Origin of the sequence: Bacillus sp. OV322 (assembly GCF_900112495.1) — a bacterium.
Taxonomy (GTDB): Bacteria; Bacillota; Bacilli; order Bacillales; family DSM-1321; genus Peribacillus.
This window is the reverse complement of the sequence record NZ_FOMA01000003.1, coordinates 351,648-366,873: the sequence shown is the minus strand read 5'-3', so window position 1 is coordinate 366,873 and position 15,226 is coordinate 351,648. Positions and strand designations below refer to the sequence as shown.

Sequence of the window (15,226 nt, the reverse complement as noted above, 5' to 3'; positions counted from 1 at the left end):
CTTTCCGGATATCTTGCATGTAAGGCTGTGCCGAACTTATAAATCAACAAATACAATCCACTGAAATAATGAACCGGCCACCTTGCCAAGTACAATGGCCATCATCAGGTAAATAATCTTTTCTTGAATCCCAATTCTCTTTGCAAGGATGGGAAAAACATTTAAAACTTCTGTCAGTGCTGCAGCAAGCATTCCATTGAAAATCCCATCCGCAAGCCCAATCGGCACTAAAATAAACCGGGTCAGCCATAAGGAATAATCATGAAGGCTCATCCATCCGCCTGCAAGCACTCCAGCCACGACAGCTGCTTCATAAAAATGTATCATCTTCATCGTTTTTGTAAGCTGAGTCAATCTGGGGATGACCCCAAGAACAGTTAAGAAGGCCACATATCCTGCTCCGACTGAAAAACCCCCGGCAAGTCCGACAAATAGGCTGGCCACAATTTTACCTGTCATCTAGATTCCTGGTGCTTTCTTCATTTTCATTCATGATCACATATTGATCTAAATCTTGCTGATAATTAAACATTTCCACTTCAAGGGGGCTTGGCTCTTCATTGAACCTTTTTCTGAAAAAGTGGTTAAAAAACAGGATCATGCCGATGCCGAGACCGAAACTGTAAGGAATTTGAATCAGCAATGGCTTTGCTTCATTTTTTCCTGTTATCATCTTATACAGATGCTGGTGTACCGCTCTCATGCTTACGTCTTCGTGAAAATTCATAATGGTAATAGCCGCTCCAATAAATAAGAGAAGCCAGACAGCAGAGAAGGCTATAATGGAAACCTCTTTTTTCTTGATGATGACTTCCACGATGGTCTGTGCTGGGCCAATACTTTGAATCTCAATGGAAGGGTCGTTTTTAGTAATGATTCCAATCATATGTACAAGATCAATAACGATGATGTTCTGATCAGCTATCTCCACCTTTTTAAGGAGAATTTGTTCCAGATTTCTTACAATATTTTCGGGCCCGATTAATTTTGCTGTGTCCTTAACCAGAATTTCCTGCCCCTGAAAAACCTGGATGCGGTTGCGCATTCTTACATACACCATATCCACTAATCTCACACCCTGTACAACATTACTTTATTTTTTAGTATGGTTAAGCAGCATGGCTATATACATGGTAATGGTAAAGTCCATATATTGCTAAAAGACATCTGTGAATTATCACATGCAAAAAAGCATGCCTCGGCAAAGGCATGCATTTAAATAAATATAGGTTTGATTTTTGATTTTTTCAGCAACTGGCCTCTCGAGGGCCCCCAGGATGGGGGTCACAAAGACGTTGCCGCAGGACGCGGCGTTCTTAGTCTTTGATCCTCTGAGCGCTTGCGCTTTTTTTAATGTGCAGGGAAGAAGATCATTTGAATCAGGAATACTACGCCGAAAATCATGATCAGCGGGTGAACGCTTTTAATTTTCCCTGATACAAGCTTTAATAGCGGGTATGTGATGAATCCGACAGCAATACCCGTTGAGATGCTTGATGTCAGCGGCATGACAAGGATAATGGCAAATGCCGGAAAAGCTTCGTCAAATGTTTTCCAGTCTATTTTTGCTAGTCCCTCCATCATCAGGCAGCCGACGATAATTAATACAGGTGCTGTAATGGATGGAAGTGATGAAATGGCAGAAATAATCGGCGAGAAGAAGATGGATAATGCAAAGAGAATGGCTACGATAATAGCCGTGAAACCTGTTCTTCCGCCTGCGGCAACGCCTGTGCTTGATTCAACATAGGCAGTTGAAGGACTTGTACCGAATAGTGAGCCAATCGTTGTGGCAAATGCATCACCGAGAAACGCCATTTTGGCTCTTGGTATTTGTCCGTCCTTCATTAATCCAGCCTGTTCTGTCACACCTATAAGTGTTCCAGTTGTATCAAAAATCGTAACAAGCAAAAAGGCAAATACTACAGCATATAAATTATGGGTAAACACCCCGCCAAGGTCTACATCAAAAAATACAGGAGCAGGTGGCGCGGATACTACACCATTGATATGCAGAAGGTTAAAAATATACCCCAGAATGGCGGTTATCAGCATACCGAAAAACATGGCGCCCTTCACATTTCTCACTATAAGTATAAGTGTGATGAATAACCCCGCAATGGAGAGAAGCGTGATGGGATCGCTAAAGTCCCCAAGTGCCACCATTGTTGCCTTATTCGGGACAACAATCTTGCTGTCTTTTAAACCAAGAAAGGCAATAAATAAACCAATGCCGGCAGTGATTCCGTACTTAAGGGAACTTGGAATGGCAATGATGATCATTTCGCGAAGCTTCGTTACACTTAATAAAAGAAATATAAGACCGGCAAGAAACACCGTGCCAAAAACAGTTTGATAAGAAAGTCCATGCGAGCCTACGACACTTGCGAAGTATGCATTGAGACCCATACCGGGCGCGATGGCAATCGGATATTTAGCGAAGATCCCCATAATCAGAGTACCGATAACGGCTGAAATAACAGTAGCCATGAATACCTGTTCAAACGGAACTCCTATAGAATGAAGAATGGCCGGATTCACTATTACGATATATACCATTGTTAAAAAGGTCGTTAGCCCTGCCATTATCTCTGTACGCACTGATGTGCCGTTTTTCTTTAAGGAGAAATATTTTTCCAGCATGTTTAGTAAAACCTCCACATCGTCAAAAAAAACGAATAAATTAAACAACATTTACTATAATATTCGTTTTTGAGCTTGATTTCAACCTATATTTTAAAAACAGAGTAAATTACTTATCCAAAAATACAAAAATAGGTTTTTTTTAAGATCTATACCGTTTCAACTGGCAGGAGCACTCACTATTTATGGGTTATGGGAAGCATTGACTGCCAGGTAATTTGAGAAAATGGGAACTTCCCTGAGGGTGGAAGCTGCACAATAATCCTAGTATGTCTTCAAACACAGTAAAAAACCACATGAATCACTGATTCATGTGGTCTTTCATTTGCTGAAGGATTTTCTTTTCGAGCCTGGATACCTGCACCTGAGATATGCCTAGGCGCACAGCTACTTCAGATTGTGTCTGGTCTTTATAATAGCGCAAATACACAATGAGGCGTTCGCGCTCATCCAATTCCTGAATGGCTTCTTTCAGAGCAATCTTATCAAACCATTTGGTTCCTGAATTATCAGCAATCTGATCCAGGAGGGTAATAGGGTCTCCATCATTTTCATACACCGTTTCATGAATGGAGGAAGGACTCCTGCTTGCTTCCTGGGCCATGATAATTTCTTCAGGCGACAGCTCTAAATGTTCCGCCAATTCATTGACCGTCGGCACCCTGCCATAGGTTTTGGACAGGTCTTCTTTTGATCTGCGTATTTTGTTGGCCATCTCTTTTAGGGAGCGGCTAACTTTGACAGTGCCATCATCACGGATAAAACGCTGTATTTCTCCAATGATCATGGGGACTGCATAAGTGGAAAACTTGACTTCAAATGACAGATCAAATTTATCGACGGATTTTAAAAGGCCAATACACCCGATCTGATATAGATCATCTGGTTCATATCCTCTGTTCATGAAACGCTGCACCACAGACCATACTAACCTTAAATTGCTTTGGACAATTTTGTCCCTAGCTGCCTGGTCCCCATTCTGGCTGTCCCGGATTAATCTCCGCAATTCATCATCTTTTAAATGGACCTGGCTCTTTTTGTTTTTAACCTCCACATCCATATGCAAATCTCCCTCAATTGCACAATGCTTTGCTTTTAGTTAAGTGCTTTTTTAATCGAATGATGGTGCCTTCGCCTTCATGGGAAATAACGCGCATTTCATCCATGAAGTTTTCCATAATGGTAAAGCCCATTCCTGACCGTTCAAGTTCAGGCTTTGTCGTATATAGAGGCTGTATTGCTTCATCTACATTCGTTATCCCTAGACCTTCATCACGGATTGTCAGTTCTACCGTATCTCCATCAATTAAACATGAGATATAGACAATTCCCTCCGGATCATTTTCATAGCCGTGAATGATGCTATTTGTCACTGCCTCTGAAACCACCGTTTTGATTTCTGTCAATTCATCCATAGTCGGATCAAGCTGTGCAATGAATGCAGCAACCGTGACACGGGCAAATGACTCATTTTGGCTTAATGCACTAAACTTAATTTCCATATTGTTTTTCATTTTACGCAACCCCCAATCTTTGCAAAGCGTTTTCTTCGGATAGTTCAAGCTTAATTATTTTAAACAAACCTGACATATCAAACAACCGCTTTACAGAAGGAGAGATTGCGCAGACTACCATTTCGCCGCCATTATGTTTAACCTGGTTATACCGGCCCAGAATTACGCCAAGCCCTGAGCTGTCCATAAAGCTCAGTTCTTCAAGATTTAAGATGATATGCTTAATCGAATGCTTGGCAATTGCCGCCTCTGCCTGGTTCTTTAGTTTTTCTGCTGTATGATGATCTAACTCTCCTTTTAGACGAATGCATAATATATGGTTTTTTGCTTCCATGTTAATGACAAGACTCACTTATACAGCCCTCCTTATCTGTTATAAGAAGTGAAATTCTAGTTTATCCTGCCATTATCCTTCCTTAAAGCAAAACTTGCGTCCATTCGTCTAAAGTAGTTTAATTCTGACAAAACCCGCTACTTTGTTTGTGAAAACATGCCAAAGGCCCTTTTATATAGTTCCCACCAATTCGCTTTTTTCACATTTTCGCGTGCCACAATCGGGGAAGTCACAATGACTTTATTATCCTTTATAATCTTAAGGGTCCCAATTTGATCTCCGCGTTCAATCGGAGCTTTCAGCTGTTTTTTCATGGTGATTTTCTGAGTGAAATCCTTGGCCGAGCTTCCTTTTTTCGTCAATACAGAAATAGGCTCACTGGTAACTCCCGTAACAGTTTTCCGGCTGCCCTTTGAGATGCTTGATTCACCAAGCTTTATGTCTCTTTTATATATAGGATGTGTGGTGTATTGTGAAAATGCGTAATCCAGCATCTTTGTAATCTGTGCATTGCGTTCTTTAGGAGATGGCGCACCAAAAATGACCGCGATCACCCGCATATTTCCTTTTTTAGCCGTTGCGGTCAAGCAATATTTCGCTTCATTGGTAAAACCTGTTTTCAATCCGTCCACACCAGGATAGAACTTTACAAGGCGGTTCGTATTAACCAGCCAGAATTTCTTATCTGTCCCTTCGCGGAGAAAAGACTCATAGGTCCCTGTGAATTTAGTGATTAAATCATACTTTAATAATTCCTTGGCCATAATCGACATATCATGTGCGGTACTATAATGATTCTTGACCGGAAGTCCTGTTGCATTTTGAAATCTCGTATTTTTCAGGCCAAGCTCTTTTGCTTTTTCGTTCATTTTTTTAACAAAGGCTTCCTCAGACCCTGCCAGCCTTTCGGCAACTGCTACCGAAGCATCATTGGCTGATCCAATTGAAATTCCGCGAAGCATTTGTTCAGTAGTCATTTCTTCTCCAGGCTCAAGAAAAATCTGTGATCCGCCCATTGATGCTGCGTATTCACTTGTACGGATTTTTTCGTTAAGCTTTAATTCTCCTTTGTCTACCGCATCCATGATTAGTAGCATTGTCATGATTTTGGTCATGCTCGCCGGCGGAAGCTTTTGATCAGAATTTTTTTGATATAAAACTGCACCTGTGTCTCTTTCAATCAATATGGCTGAGCTTGCATTTTCAGCCAGCTGATTTCCTTCTTTTTTCGCCGCAAAGGCTGATGGTGATAGTAGGCTTGCTGCCAGTAATATTGTCATACTCAGAGAAAGAATTCGCTTCATCTCCAAACCCTCCAATCTTAATACCAACCATTTTTTCCAAGTGTTCCAATTTTATACAGACACAAGAAGGAAAGATGAAAATAAAGCACAAAAAAAAGCTGGCTGAAACACATGATTGTGTTCCAGCCAGCTTTATATACGGTTGTTATTCTGTGATTTCTTTATGAATAAGCACAGGTTTCTCTACTTTTCCGCTTGAAACCGTAATGTTTTCATACAATTTTTCTTTAACTGCTTCTACATCTTCAAAATTGCTGTAGATGGTCACTAAAGATTCGCCTTTTTTCACTTCTTCACCAATTTTCTTGCGAAGAACAAGACCGACAGCCAGATCAATAACAGATTCCTTCGTCGCACGGCCTGCACCAAGAATCATAGCTGCCGTACCGACTTCATCTGCTACGATTTCAGATACATAGCCATCTTCTTTTGCTTCAAGTTCAAAGGTATACTTCGCCTGTGGCAATCTTTCCGGATTATCGACAACAGATGCATCTCCGCCCTGTGCTTCAAGGAAGACCTTGAAAGATTGAAGAGCAGATCCATCCTCCATTGCCTTTTGAAGCATTTTCCTTGCAGCTTCCAGGGAGTCCGCTTTTTTAGCCAGATAAACCATATGGCTGCCAAGTGTTAATGAAAGTTCTGTTAAATCTTCAGGGCCTTCTCCTTTAAGCGTGTCGATTGCTTCCTTCACTTCAAGGGCATTACCGATTGCATATCCTAGAGGCTGGCTCATATCTGAAATAACAGCCATAGTATTTCTGCCTACGTTATTTCCGATGCTTACCATAGCCTTAGCAAGTGCTTCAGAATCCTCCAGCGTTTTCATGAAAGCTCCCGCTCCTGTTTTAACATCAAGAACGATAGCATCCGCGCCTGCTGCGATTTTTTTGCTCATGATCGAGCTTGAAATCAAGGCGATGCTGTCTACAGTTGCTGTTACATCCCTAAGTGCATACAGTTTTTTATCCGCTGGAGTCAGATTGCCGCTTTGTCCGATTACTGCAATCTTGTTCTTATTGACTAAGTCAATGAATTCTTTATTTTCGATTTCTACATGGAAGCCTTCTACAGATTCAAGCTTATCAATTGTGCCTCCCGTATGGCCAAGTCCGCGGCCAGACATTTTCGCTACCGGCACCCCTACAGCTGCAACAAGCGGGCCAAGCACCAATGTAGTGGTATCGCCCACTCCACCTGTTGAATGCTTGTCAACTTTAATGCCTTCGATTCCAGACAATTCAATAACATCGCCTGAGTTCACCATTGCCATTGTAAGATCTGCGCGTTCTTTTTCACTCATTCCTTTAAAATAAATAGCCATGGATAATGCGCTCATTTGATAATCAGGAATTGATCCATCCGTATATCCCGAAATGATAAAGTTGATTTCTTCCGTTGCCAGTTCCTTGCCGTCACGTTTTTTTTCTATTAAGTCTACCATTCTCATTTGAGTCACCACTTTTTTTTATTTATAGCCCTGATGTGCTTTTCATGCTATATATGTGTACTTAAATTGCTTTTACAATTTCCTTTACAAAGCTTAAAAAGCTGCTTCGTACTGCTTCAGTCGTCTCGATTACTTCTTCATGCGAAAGCGGCTGATCCAGGATGCCTGCAGCCATATTGGTGATGCAGGAAATGCCAAGCACCTTCATCTTTGCATGGCTTGCAATGATTACTTCCGGTACAGTCGACATTCCAACTGCATCTCCCCCAAGGACCCTTGCAAGCCTTACTTCTGCAGGTGTTTCATACGCAGGGCCGGTATTGCCGACATATACGCCTTCCTGAATACTGATATTAAGTGAAATTGCGATCTCCCTTGCAAGCTTTCTTAAGTCCTTGCTGTAGGCTTCAGACATATCCGGGAAACGGGGACCGAATTTTTCATCATTGCCCCCAATAAGAGGACTTGTCCCCATGTTGTTAATATGATCGGATATAATCATTAAATCTCCTGGCTTGTAGCTTTCATTCACTCCGCCGGCAGCATTTGTGACGATTAGTTTCTCCACTCCCAGCAGCTTCATCACACGTACAGGAAAAGTGACCTTTTCCATGGAATAACCTTCATAAAAATGAAATCTGCCCTGCATTGCAATGACCTTTTTCCCGCTTAGCTCACCTAGCACCAGCTGGCCAGCATGCCCGGCAACCGTCGATACAGGGAACTCCGGAATTTCTTGATAAGGAATTGCAATCGCGTTTTCAATTTCATCTGCAAGCACGCCAAGGCCGGATCCAAGAATCAGGCCGACTTCTGGCGTGCCATCCCATTTGCTTTTAATAAAAGAAGCTGCTTTTTCTAATTGTTCAAACATCATCCAAACTCCCCTTATTCAATTTCGCCTAAAATACTTTTCCCGTAAACAGGCATTTTTACATCAAAGTTGGCTGCAACTGTAGCACCAATGTCAGCAAAGGTGTCCCTGACAGCGAGCTCTTTACCGTTTGTAAATCTCTTTGAATAAACAAGCAATGGCACATATTCACGCGTATGATCCGTTCCCGGTGCAACTGGGTCGTTGCCGTGGTCAGCTGTGATGATCAGCAAGTCATCTTCTTTCAGCTTCTCGAACACTTCAGGAAGCCGGGCATCAAATTCTTCAAGCGCTTTGCCGTATCCAATCGGGTCGCGGCGGTGGCCGTACAGTGCATCAAAATCTACCAGGTTCAAGAAGCTCATTCCTGTGAAATCCATATCAAGTGTCTGCACCAATTTATCCATGCCATCCATATTTGAAACCGTTCTAAGTGACTCTGTCACTCCTTCGCCATCAAAGATATCAGAGATTTTTCCGATAGCGATTACATCTAAGCCTGCATCCTTCAGTTCATTCATGACCGTTCTATCAAATGGTTTTAAAGCATAATCATGGCGGTTAGAAGTTCTCTTAAAATTCCCCGGCTCTCCCTTGAACGGCCTTGCAATAACACGTCCGACCTTGAATTCGTCTTTTAATGTGGCCTCGCGTGCGATTTCACAGATTTTATAAAGCTCTTCAAGAGGAACAACTTCTTCATGCGCAGCAATCTGCAGCACAGAGTCGGCAGAAGTGTAAACAATCAAAGCACCTGTCTTCATATGATCTTCGCCAAGCTCATCCAGGATTTCTGTTCCGCTCGCTGGTTTATTTCCTATGATGGAGCGGCCTGTTTTTGCTTCAAGCTCATTTATAAGCAGTTCGGGAAATCCATTTGGAAACACACGGAATGGTGTGCTGATATTAAGGCCCATGATTTCCCAGTGTCCTGTCATGGTATCTTTCCCGCTTGATGCTTCTTTCATCTTAGTATAATAGCCAATCGGCTGTTCGGCTTTTTGGATGCCCTGAATCTCGCGGATATTGCTCAGCCCCATTTTTCCGAGGTTCGGCATGTTTAATCCATTCATTTTCTCAGCAATATGGCCGAAGGTATCGGCTCCCTTATCGCCAAACAACTCAGCATCGGGTGCTTCACCTATTCCCACAGAATCCATTACTACAACGAAAATCCTTTTAAATGCAGAAGCTTCTTTCATGTGAATTCCTCCTAAAATAGCAAATCTTCTTATTTTGTGGATAAGCTTGTTTTTACTTCATTTTGACATACTATTATTCCAGGCTGGAATGGTTTTTTTCATCTCTTTTATTTTACCCGTTAAGCTTGATTATAATCTTGATTTATATGTAACCGTTTTTAATGTCAGAAGTCTGACTTCTATATTGTAAACGATTTACCTTATTAACTTCAAATAAAAAATTCACAGGGTGCTGATTTTTTTTGAAGGCTTTTTTCGTAAACTTTGCTGCTGTTCAACATGCGTGTGATTTCCGTTCGCTTTCCGCGAGGCGGACGGTGAGCCTCCCCCAGCTGTGCTTATGGGGTCTCACCGTCCCGCTAATCTAACAGGACCTCACGCTCCAATCAGCCTGCTTTAACAATATGATTGGCTCACAGAACTTCTTAAAAACAACAATCAATAAAAGAGCCTTTTAAAGATAAATAGAGCGGCTATTTTGCCCGCCCGCTCTATCAATATCCTATTCTCTCAATATGTTTAAGCTCTCGGATGAAATTTCGAATAAACTTCTTTCAGCCTTACATTTGTCACATGTGTATAAATTTGTGTGGTGGAAATATCCGCATGTCCAAGCATCTCCTGCACAGCCCGCAAATCCGCTCCATTCATGAGCAAATGTGTTGCGAAGGAATGGCGGAGAGTGTGCGGCGTAATTTCTTTTTCTATGTGTGCTTCACGCGCAAGCTTTTTTAATATTTTCCAAAACCCCTGGCGTGTCAGTGTGTTTCCGTGATGGTTCAAAAATAGGGTATCAGCTCTATGCTTTTTGCTCGCAAGCTTATTTCTGCCTTTATTCATATAGGCTTCAATTGCATCCAGAGCCGTTTTCCCGATTGGAATAATTCTTTCTTTATTCCCTTTTCCGATACATCGCACAAATCCCATTGATGCATGCACGTCATTCACTTCAAGATTTATCAGCTCGCTGACCCTCATGCCTGTTGCATAAAGCAGCTCCAGCATGGCTTTATCCCGCAGGCCAAATTCATCAAGGATCTTAGGCGCTTCAAGCAATGCTTCAACTTCCTCCATGCTCAGCACTTTCGGCAGTGTCCTCTCCTGCTGTGGCGTTTCTAAATGCAGGGAAGGATCCTGATCGGCAGCTTTTTCCCTGATCAGGAACTGATGGAAGGATCGAATCGAAGCAATATGCCGTGCAAGTGTCCTGCTGGATTTTCCGGAATCCTTCAAATGGGCTAAAAAATGGATAATATGAACTCTTCGCACATCATTCCAGGACTTCATTTCCTCAACATTCACAGCATAAGCCATGTACGATCTTAAATCACGTTCATATGATACCAGCGTGTTTTTCGCCAGGCCTTTTTCAATAGTCAAAAAATGCATAAAATCTCTTATCTGATCTTCCATTAACATTACTCCCCGTTTTTATAGAACAGCATCAGCCGGTCCACCCATGTTTCCTTTTCAGGCTCCATGGCATTCGTGACCTTAATCGCTGCCCCCTTTGGTTCGTCATAACGATGATAATCCTGATATTCCTGATTTAACCATACCATTCCTATATAAAAAAGAACAGTAAAGCTGACAAAGAGAACCATAACCTTCGCTGTGTGCAGCACCAGTGATAATGACGACCTCATGCCATTCCTCCATCCCGCCCCTGCAACACCCGGAAACCGCTGGAAATTCACCAGCATCCGCCGCAAGGCCCTTTTCTTTCAATTTATGCCAAGACGGACAAGATTTATACATAAAAAAGCGCAAGCGCCTTGTATTCCATCCTTTGGGCCTCTGTATTCCGGCAAAGCGGGATGCACATTTAATAATAAAAAACCTTCTCCCGGAGGAAAAGGCTATGTAGTGATTATTTAGTTTCATCTTCGTCTTCGTTTTTCGACTGGCACCTGTAGCATATGCCATGAAACGTCAATCTATGGTCTTTTATCTTAAAGTTCCAATCCCGTTCCACAATTGCTTCAACGTCTTCTAGCAAATCATCCTGTATTTCATCCACGGCACCGCACTCGATGCATACGAGATGGTGGTGGAAATGAGCTGCGCCTTCTTGCCTTAAGTCATATCGGGATACCCCGTCGCCAAAATTAATTTTATCAACTATTTTCAGTTCAGTCAGCAATTCAAGTGTCCGATATACTGTTGCCAAGCCAATTTCAGGCGATTTCTCTTTAACCAGGAGGTAAACGTCTTCGGCGCTTAAATGATCTTCTTCATGTTCAAGTAAAACGCGGACGGTCGCTTCTCGCTGAGGCGTCAATTTATAGCTGGACGAGTGCAACTGCTTTTTTATTCTCTCAATTCTGTTCTCCATACTTTTCCCTCCCGCGCCGCTATCTATATTATTATATCAAATGAAGGAAAAGTGTCAAAATACATTTCATGTTCACAGAAAAAATTTGTTCCTTTTTACACTTTTCGGTTCACTTATTTAATAAGCTTACCACATTTTTCATAAGCGGCGGTGAAAGATAGGCTTCAAGAATGCCTGCTGCAATCAGAAAAAACATCGAAAAAGCTAACGAAAAAATATAGCGGGTAAATATTGGTTTTAGCGGATCCCTGATTTGTTTGAGGAAAATCCGCCTTATCATCTTCATCGAGATGGACACGGCCAGTGAAGCGATGATGATGAAAATCGGGACGATGAATATGTTTTGGGGCAATATCGAAACAAATGACAATAAAAATCCGTTCCACCCCATTTGGTTCACTAAGAAGCCGACAGTAAATCCCACAACCATACCCTTTAAAAATAATAGAATCAGGATGACAGGTAGTCCTATCACGGATATTCCCAATATCCAGATAACTGCTATATATTTGATATTATGTGTCAGGCTTTGAAAGAACATATCCTGGTTAGCGGCAATCTTCCCCTGAGAAACCTGGCCGAAGAATTGCGAGAGATAATAAAATAAATCATCCTTTTGGGCAGGGCTCAATGAATTTACAAGGATGGCGCCAAATATTACACCCATCAGAAAAAGTACAGTGACAAATACATATAATGAGGAATGTTCAGTAATATGTTTAATTGCTGCGTTTTGTATGACAGATCTCTTCTTCATCTTTCATCCTCCCATTTATCTCTTACTAGATTCTATGTTTTTCCCTGCCATTTATGACAAGCCATGCAGCAGATATAAAAGAGAGAAGCCGGGACCGGCTAAATTTTTCCGTTTTTAAGTTTCACCAAGCTTCCTGTGATATAATTTTTTAAATATTAAGAAAGAAGTGATAAATATGAATGCTATTTTACGGGAATTTCCTGAAAAAATAGAAACGGACAGGCTTTATATACGTCCATGCCAGCCGGGGGATGGACAGGCTGTGCATGCGGCAATCACCGCATCCCGAAAGGAGCTTGCTCCCTGGCTTGCTTTTGCAACCAGGTTTCAGACTTTGGAGGAAACAGAGGAGAACGTCATTAAATCGTATGCTCAATTCCTTTTAAAAGAAGACATACGGCTGCATATTTACCGCAAAGAAGATCATGTTTTTATTGGTTCAACAGGTTTGCACAGGATTAACTGGCAGCTGCCGAAATTCGAAATTGGCTACTGGATTGATTCACGCTATGGAAAAACGGGGTATATGACAGAAGCAGCAGAAGCTCTTACAGCCTTTGCTTTCGATTACTATGGTGCAAATAGAGTAGAAATCCGCTGTGATCCCAACAATATCAGCAGCCGGCGCATTGCGGAAAAACTGGGATATCCGCTTGAGGGGATTCTCCGAAATGACGGCCTGACGGCAGATGGGAAAAATCTGCGTGATACTTGCATATATGCTAAAATCCAAAAATAATGAAGAGGGAAAGAGCAAATTGCTCTTCCCCTCTTCATTTGGTTGCGCTTCAGGCTAAGAAGGAATGATCCTCCCATATTTGCCTCCGCCCCCAGCATTGAAATTCAATTTCCCTTGCCGTGCCAAATCAATGTAACCGGCAATTTTCTCCGGAACCACAAGCTTCAGGCTATCATAATCGGCACTGTGCAAAATATTCATTTCTGTCCCAAATGCGTGAAGCAGCTTTTCCATCGTCCTTGAGCCCACTCCAGGAATAAAGTCGAGCGGCACCTGGCGGATGTACGGCGGCCTCTTTCTTTGCTTAAAGGAATCAAGGGGCTGAGAGAGTTCTTCAATCCGGTTCGAAACGCCCTTAATGATCGTCCTGCTTCCGCATACCGGACAGGTCTTGGCATCCTGCTTCACACTCGTGAAGCATTTTCCGCATACTGTTCCATGATATTTGCCGAGTTCAGGGTTAAGTCCATAATTAGCGGAGACCCGTCTTCCGCTTTCTTCTCTAAGCGCCAGCTTCAATTCATGAAATGACGGTCGCTCAAGCTCAAATTTTTGGTACTCTCTTGCCAGCTTCCCTAAAGAATGCGCATCCGAATTGGTAAGAAACACATACTGTCTTAACTCAGGAATGCCCTGTGCCATATCTGTATCCGAGCTGAGCCCAAGCTCTACCCCGTCAATGAGCACTTCATCAAACACTTCCCTCAGGCTGTGTTTTACCCCTTTTCCATATAAGCTTTTAAATGGTGTAAAAACATGTGCCGGGATAAATAATCCCCCCATGTCTTTCACCGTTTTCTGAAGCGTTTTGCCATCCGCATAAATTCTTTGCGAGCTTAAATGGATGTTCTTTAAATGCCCGCTCATCCATCCGGAAAATTGCTTCATTACTTCCATGGAAGGAAAATACGCCAGCACATGGATCGGGCCATTGCAATTAGCATCATAAATTTCTATCTCAGATCCTGGTATAAGGATTGTCTTGCCGTATTGGAGGCCGCCGCCGACCACTTCTGTGAGTTCGCCATTACCGGTCATTTCCTCAATTTCCGCAATAACCTCTGGCGAATGACAGTCAATAATGCCAATTAAATCCAAGCCCTTTCTTTCGCTTGCCGCCTTTAAAATATTCCTTAACGTTAACGTCTTTGATCCTGTAATCTTCACCGGCCTCCCGCTGCTTGTCCTGCCGATGTGGATATGCAGATCGGCAAAGTAGGAATTCAAGAGTTTGCCAGCGCCTGCTGCAATTGCAGATATTGAATGGCAAAAACAGTTTTGGCATCCCGGATTTTGCCTTCTTTGATAAATGCCTGTGCTTCCTCAAGCGAAACTTCAATAAGCTCGACAAATTCATCTTCATCAGCCGGCGCAGCATTTTCTTTCTTTTTCAGGTTATGGGCAAGAAATACATGAACAAGTTCGTCAGCAAAGCCTGGCGAAGTATAAAAAGAGTTGATGAGTTCCATTCTTTCGCACTCATACCCTGTTTCTTCTTCTAATTCTCTTTCAGCAGAGTATTTAGGCTCTTCCCCTTTTTCCAGTTTTCCTGCAGGTATTTCTACAATACTTCGTTCAAGCGCTTTGCGGTATTGCTCCACCAGGATAATTTTATTATCCTCAGTCACAGCTATAACAGCGACAGCTCCTGGATGCTTAATAATTTCCCTTTTGCTTGTTTTTCCATCAGGCAACTCGACTTCATCCACCTGAAGCTTAATTACTTTTCCTTCAAAAATCTTGTCTGTTGATAGTGTTTTCTCTTCAAATTTATTCATATTCCCACTCCTTGTTCTACATAATGCATGTTTGTTCATACATTTTACCATACTAGCAGCGGAGGTTGTTTTTATGAAGATATATGTATTGGATAAGAGTGTGGTGTTTGCCGGGAAAGCGTGGGAAATCAGGCACAAGCTGAAGGAATTGCAAAATCAGCATATTTTTGTCACAGACTGGATTGAAAATGTCCATGCCAGGCCGGCTGAAGCATGCCTAGTCAATGAACACCCAACCAAATTGAATTCTTTGTGATTGTCACCCCGCTCCTTTACAATATAAATAGCAAGTAATA

At 42.2% G+C, this 15,226-nt stretch carries 18 protein-coding genes; 2 read left to right on the top strand and 16 right to left on the bottom strand.

Translation table 11 applies throughout. From position 1 onward, the window contains the following. Window positions 1-36 precede the first annotated feature (36 nt). The 14 genes from BM126_RS09570 to spoIIM form a co-directional block, all read right to left on the bottom strand. Entirely contained in the window at window positions 37-459 is a 423-nt protein-coding gene (locus BM126_RS09570) for a stage V sporulation protein AB (RefSeq protein ID WP_090989284.1), read from the bottom strand. Next, complete coding sequence (locus tag BM126_RS09565) at window positions 449-1,060, bottom strand: stage V sporulation protein AA (protein ID WP_090989420.1); 612 nt, start codon at window positions 1,058-1,060, stop codon at window positions 449-451. Before BM126_RS09565 ends, BM126_RS09570 begins: the two co-directional genes overlap by 11 nt. Window positions 1,061-1,350: 290 nt before the next feature. Beyond that, on the bottom strand, window positions 1,351-2,643 hold the full coding sequence (locus BM126_RS09560; protein ID WP_090989283.1) for an NCS2 family permease: 1,293 nt from the start codon (window positions 2,641-2,643) through the stop codon (window positions 1,351-1,353). Between the two features lie 301 nt (window positions 2,644-2,944). After that, window positions 2,945-3,703 carry an RNA polymerase sporulation sigma factor SigF gene (gene sigF, locus BM126_RS09555; RefSeq protein WP_090989282.1) on the bottom strand — a complete coding sequence of 253 codons (759 nt, stop codon included), beginning with the start codon at window positions 3,701-3,703 and terminating at the stop codon, window positions 2,945-2,947. A gap of 13 nt (window positions 3,704-3,716) precedes the next feature. Continuing rightward, window positions 3,717-4,157, bottom strand: coding sequence for an anti-sigma F factor (gene spoIIAB / locus BM126_RS09550; RefSeq protein WP_071350408.1), 441 nt, complete (start codon window positions 4,155-4,157; stop codon window positions 3,717-3,719). 1 nt (window position 4,158) lies between these two features. Continuing rightward, window positions 4,159-4,509 (bottom strand): anti-sigma F factor antagonist, encoded by a 351-nt coding sequence (gene spoIIAA, locus BM126_RS09545; RefSeq protein ID WP_071350409.1) that lies wholly within the window; start codon window positions 4,507-4,509, stop codon window positions 4,159-4,161. A 119-nt stretch (window positions 4,510-4,628) separates the two neighbouring features. Next, the gene (locus BM126_RS09540; RefSeq protein WP_090989281.1) at window positions 4,629-5,795 is read right to left on the bottom strand and encodes a D-alanyl-D-alanine carboxypeptidase family protein; all 1,167 of its coding nucleotides are present in this window, start codon (window positions 5,793-5,795) and stop codon (window positions 4,629-4,631) included. A 145-nt stretch (window positions 5,796-5,940) separates the two neighbouring features. After that, complete coding sequence (locus BM126_RS09535; protein WP_090989280.1) at window positions 5,941-7,245, bottom strand: pyrimidine-nucleoside phosphorylase; 1,305 nt, start codon at window positions 7,243-7,245, stop codon at window positions 5,941-5,943. A 61-nt stretch (window positions 7,246-7,306) separates the two neighbouring features. Then, entirely contained in the window at window positions 7,307-8,122 is an 816-nt protein-coding gene (locus BM126_RS09530; RefSeq protein WP_090989279.1) for a purine-nucleoside phosphorylase, read from the bottom strand. A gap of 11 nt (window positions 8,123-8,133) precedes the next feature. Next, on the bottom strand, window positions 8,134-9,321 hold the full coding sequence (gene deoB / locus BM126_RS09525) for a phosphopentomutase (protein WP_090989278.1): 1,188 nt from the start codon (window positions 9,319-9,321) through the stop codon (window positions 8,134-8,136). Window positions 9,322-9,840: 519 nt separating this feature from the next. Then, entirely contained in the window at window positions 9,841-10,734 is an 894-nt protein-coding gene (gene xerD / locus BM126_RS09520) for a site-specific tyrosine recombinase XerD (protein ID WP_090989277.1), read from the bottom strand. Between the two features lie 5 nt (window positions 10,735-10,739). After that, window positions 10,740-10,967: a YqzK family protein gene (locus tag BM126_RS09515; RefSeq protein WP_090989276.1), complete on the bottom strand. Its 228-nt coding sequence runs from the start codon at window positions 10,965-10,967 to the stop codon at window positions 10,740-10,742. Between the two features lie 224 nt (window positions 10,968-11,191). After that, window positions 11,192-11,656: a ferric iron uptake transcriptional regulator gene (locus BM126_RS09505; protein WP_090989274.1), complete on the bottom strand. Its 465-nt coding sequence runs from the start codon at window positions 11,654-11,656 to the stop codon at window positions 11,192-11,194. A 109-nt stretch (window positions 11,657-11,765) separates the two neighbouring features. Further along, a complete protein-coding gene (spoIIM, locus tag BM126_RS09500; protein ID WP_071350419.1) occupies window positions 11,766-12,413 on the bottom strand; it encodes a stage II sporulation protein M in 648 nt (215 codons plus the stop codon). A gap of 175 nt (window positions 12,414-12,588) precedes the next feature. Here spoIIM and BM126_RS09495 point away from each other — a divergent pair, with 175 nt between their 5' ends. Then, window positions 12,589-13,152: a GNAT family N-acetyltransferase gene (locus tag BM126_RS09495; RefSeq protein ID WP_090989273.1), complete on the top strand. Its 564-nt coding sequence runs from the start codon at window positions 12,589-12,591 to the stop codon at window positions 13,150-13,152. Window positions 13,153-13,206: 54 nt separating this feature from the next. On the opposite strand, the gene BM126_RS09490 is transcribed toward BM126_RS09495, so the two are convergent. Together BM126_RS09490 and BM126_RS09485 are read right to left on the bottom strand one after the other, a co-directional pair. Further along, window positions 13,207-14,379, bottom strand: coding sequence for an endonuclease Q family protein (locus BM126_RS09490; RefSeq protein WP_090989272.1), 1,173 nt, complete (start codon window positions 14,377-14,379; stop codon window positions 13,207-13,209). Continuing rightward, a complete protein-coding gene (locus BM126_RS09485) occupies window positions 14,376-14,930 on the bottom strand; it encodes an NUDIX hydrolase (RefSeq protein ID WP_090989271.1) in 555 nt (184 codons plus the stop codon). The genes BM126_RS09490 and BM126_RS09485 overlap by 4 nt, the downstream gene beginning before the upstream one ends. A 73-nt stretch (window positions 14,931-15,003) precedes the next feature. On the opposite strand from BM126_RS09485, the gene mciZ reads away from it, so the two are divergent. Continuing rightward, entirely contained in the window at window positions 15,004-15,186 is a 183-nt protein-coding gene (mciZ, locus tag BM126_RS23145; protein ID WP_090989270.1) for a Z-ring formation inhibitor MciZ, read from the top strand. Window positions 15,187-15,226 lie beyond the last annotated feature (40 nt).

Excerpts from the sequence above, each read along its gene's own strand:
- BM126_RS09570 (WP_090989284.1), bottom strand. The coding sequence starts at position 459 with ATGACAGGTAAAATTGTGGCCAGCCTATTTGTCGGACTTGCCGGGGGT.
- BM126_RS09565 (WP_090989420.1), bottom strand. The coding sequence starts at position 1,060 with ATGGTGTATGTAAGAATGCGCAACCGCATCCAGGTTTTTCAGGGGCAG.
- BM126_RS09560 (WP_090989283.1), bottom strand. The coding sequence starts at position 2,643 with ATGCTGGAAAAATATTTCTCCTTAAAGAAAAACGGCACATCAGTGCGT.
- sigF (WP_090989282.1), bottom strand. The coding sequence starts at position 3,703 with ATGGATGTGGAGGTTAAAAACAAAAAGAGCCAGGTCCATTTAAAAGAT.
- spoIIAB (WP_071350408.1), bottom strand. The coding sequence starts at position 4,157 with ATGAAAAACAATATGGAAATTAAGTTTAGTGCATTAAGCCAAAATGAG.
- BM126_RS09540 (WP_090989281.1), bottom strand. The coding sequence starts at position 5,795 with ATGAAGCGAATTCTTTCTCTGAGTATGACAATATTACTGGCAGCAAGC.
- BM126_RS09535 (WP_090989280.1), bottom strand. The coding sequence starts at position 7,245 with ATGAGAATGGTAGACTTAATAGAAAAAAAACGTGACGGCAAGGAACTG.
- BM126_RS09530 (WP_090989279.1), bottom strand. The coding sequence starts at position 8,122 with ATGATGTTTGAACAATTAGAAAAAGCAGCTTCTTTTATTAAAAGCAAA.
- deoB (WP_090989278.1), bottom strand. The coding sequence starts at position 9,321 with ATGAAAGAAGCTTCTGCATTTAAAAGGATTTTCGTTGTAGTAATGGAT.
- xerD (WP_090989277.1), bottom strand. The coding sequence starts at position 10,734 with ATGGAAGATCAGATAAGAGATTTTATGCATTTTTTGACTATTGAAAAA.
- BM126_RS09515 (WP_090989276.1), bottom strand. The coding sequence starts at position 10,967 with ATGAGGTCGTCATTATCACTGGTGCTGCACACAGCGAAGGTTATGGTT.
- BM126_RS09505 (WP_090989274.1), bottom strand. The coding sequence starts at position 11,656 with ATGGAGAACAGAATTGAGAGAATAAAAAAGCAGTTGCACTCGTCCAGC.
- spoIIM (WP_071350419.1), bottom strand. The coding sequence starts at position 12,413 with ATGAAGAAGAGATCTGTCATACAAAACGCAGCAATTAAACATATTACT.
- BM126_RS09495 (WP_090989273.1), top strand. The coding sequence starts at position 12,589 with ATGAATGCTATTTTACGGGAATTTCCTGAAAAAATAGAAACGGACAGG.
- BM126_RS09485 (WP_090989271.1), bottom strand. The coding sequence starts at position 14,930 with ATGAATAAATTTGAAGAGAAAACACTATCAACAGACAAGATTTTTGAA.
- mciZ (WP_090989270.1), top strand. The coding sequence starts at position 15,004 with ATGAAGATATATGTATTGGATAAGAGTGTGGTGTTTGCCGGGAAAGCG.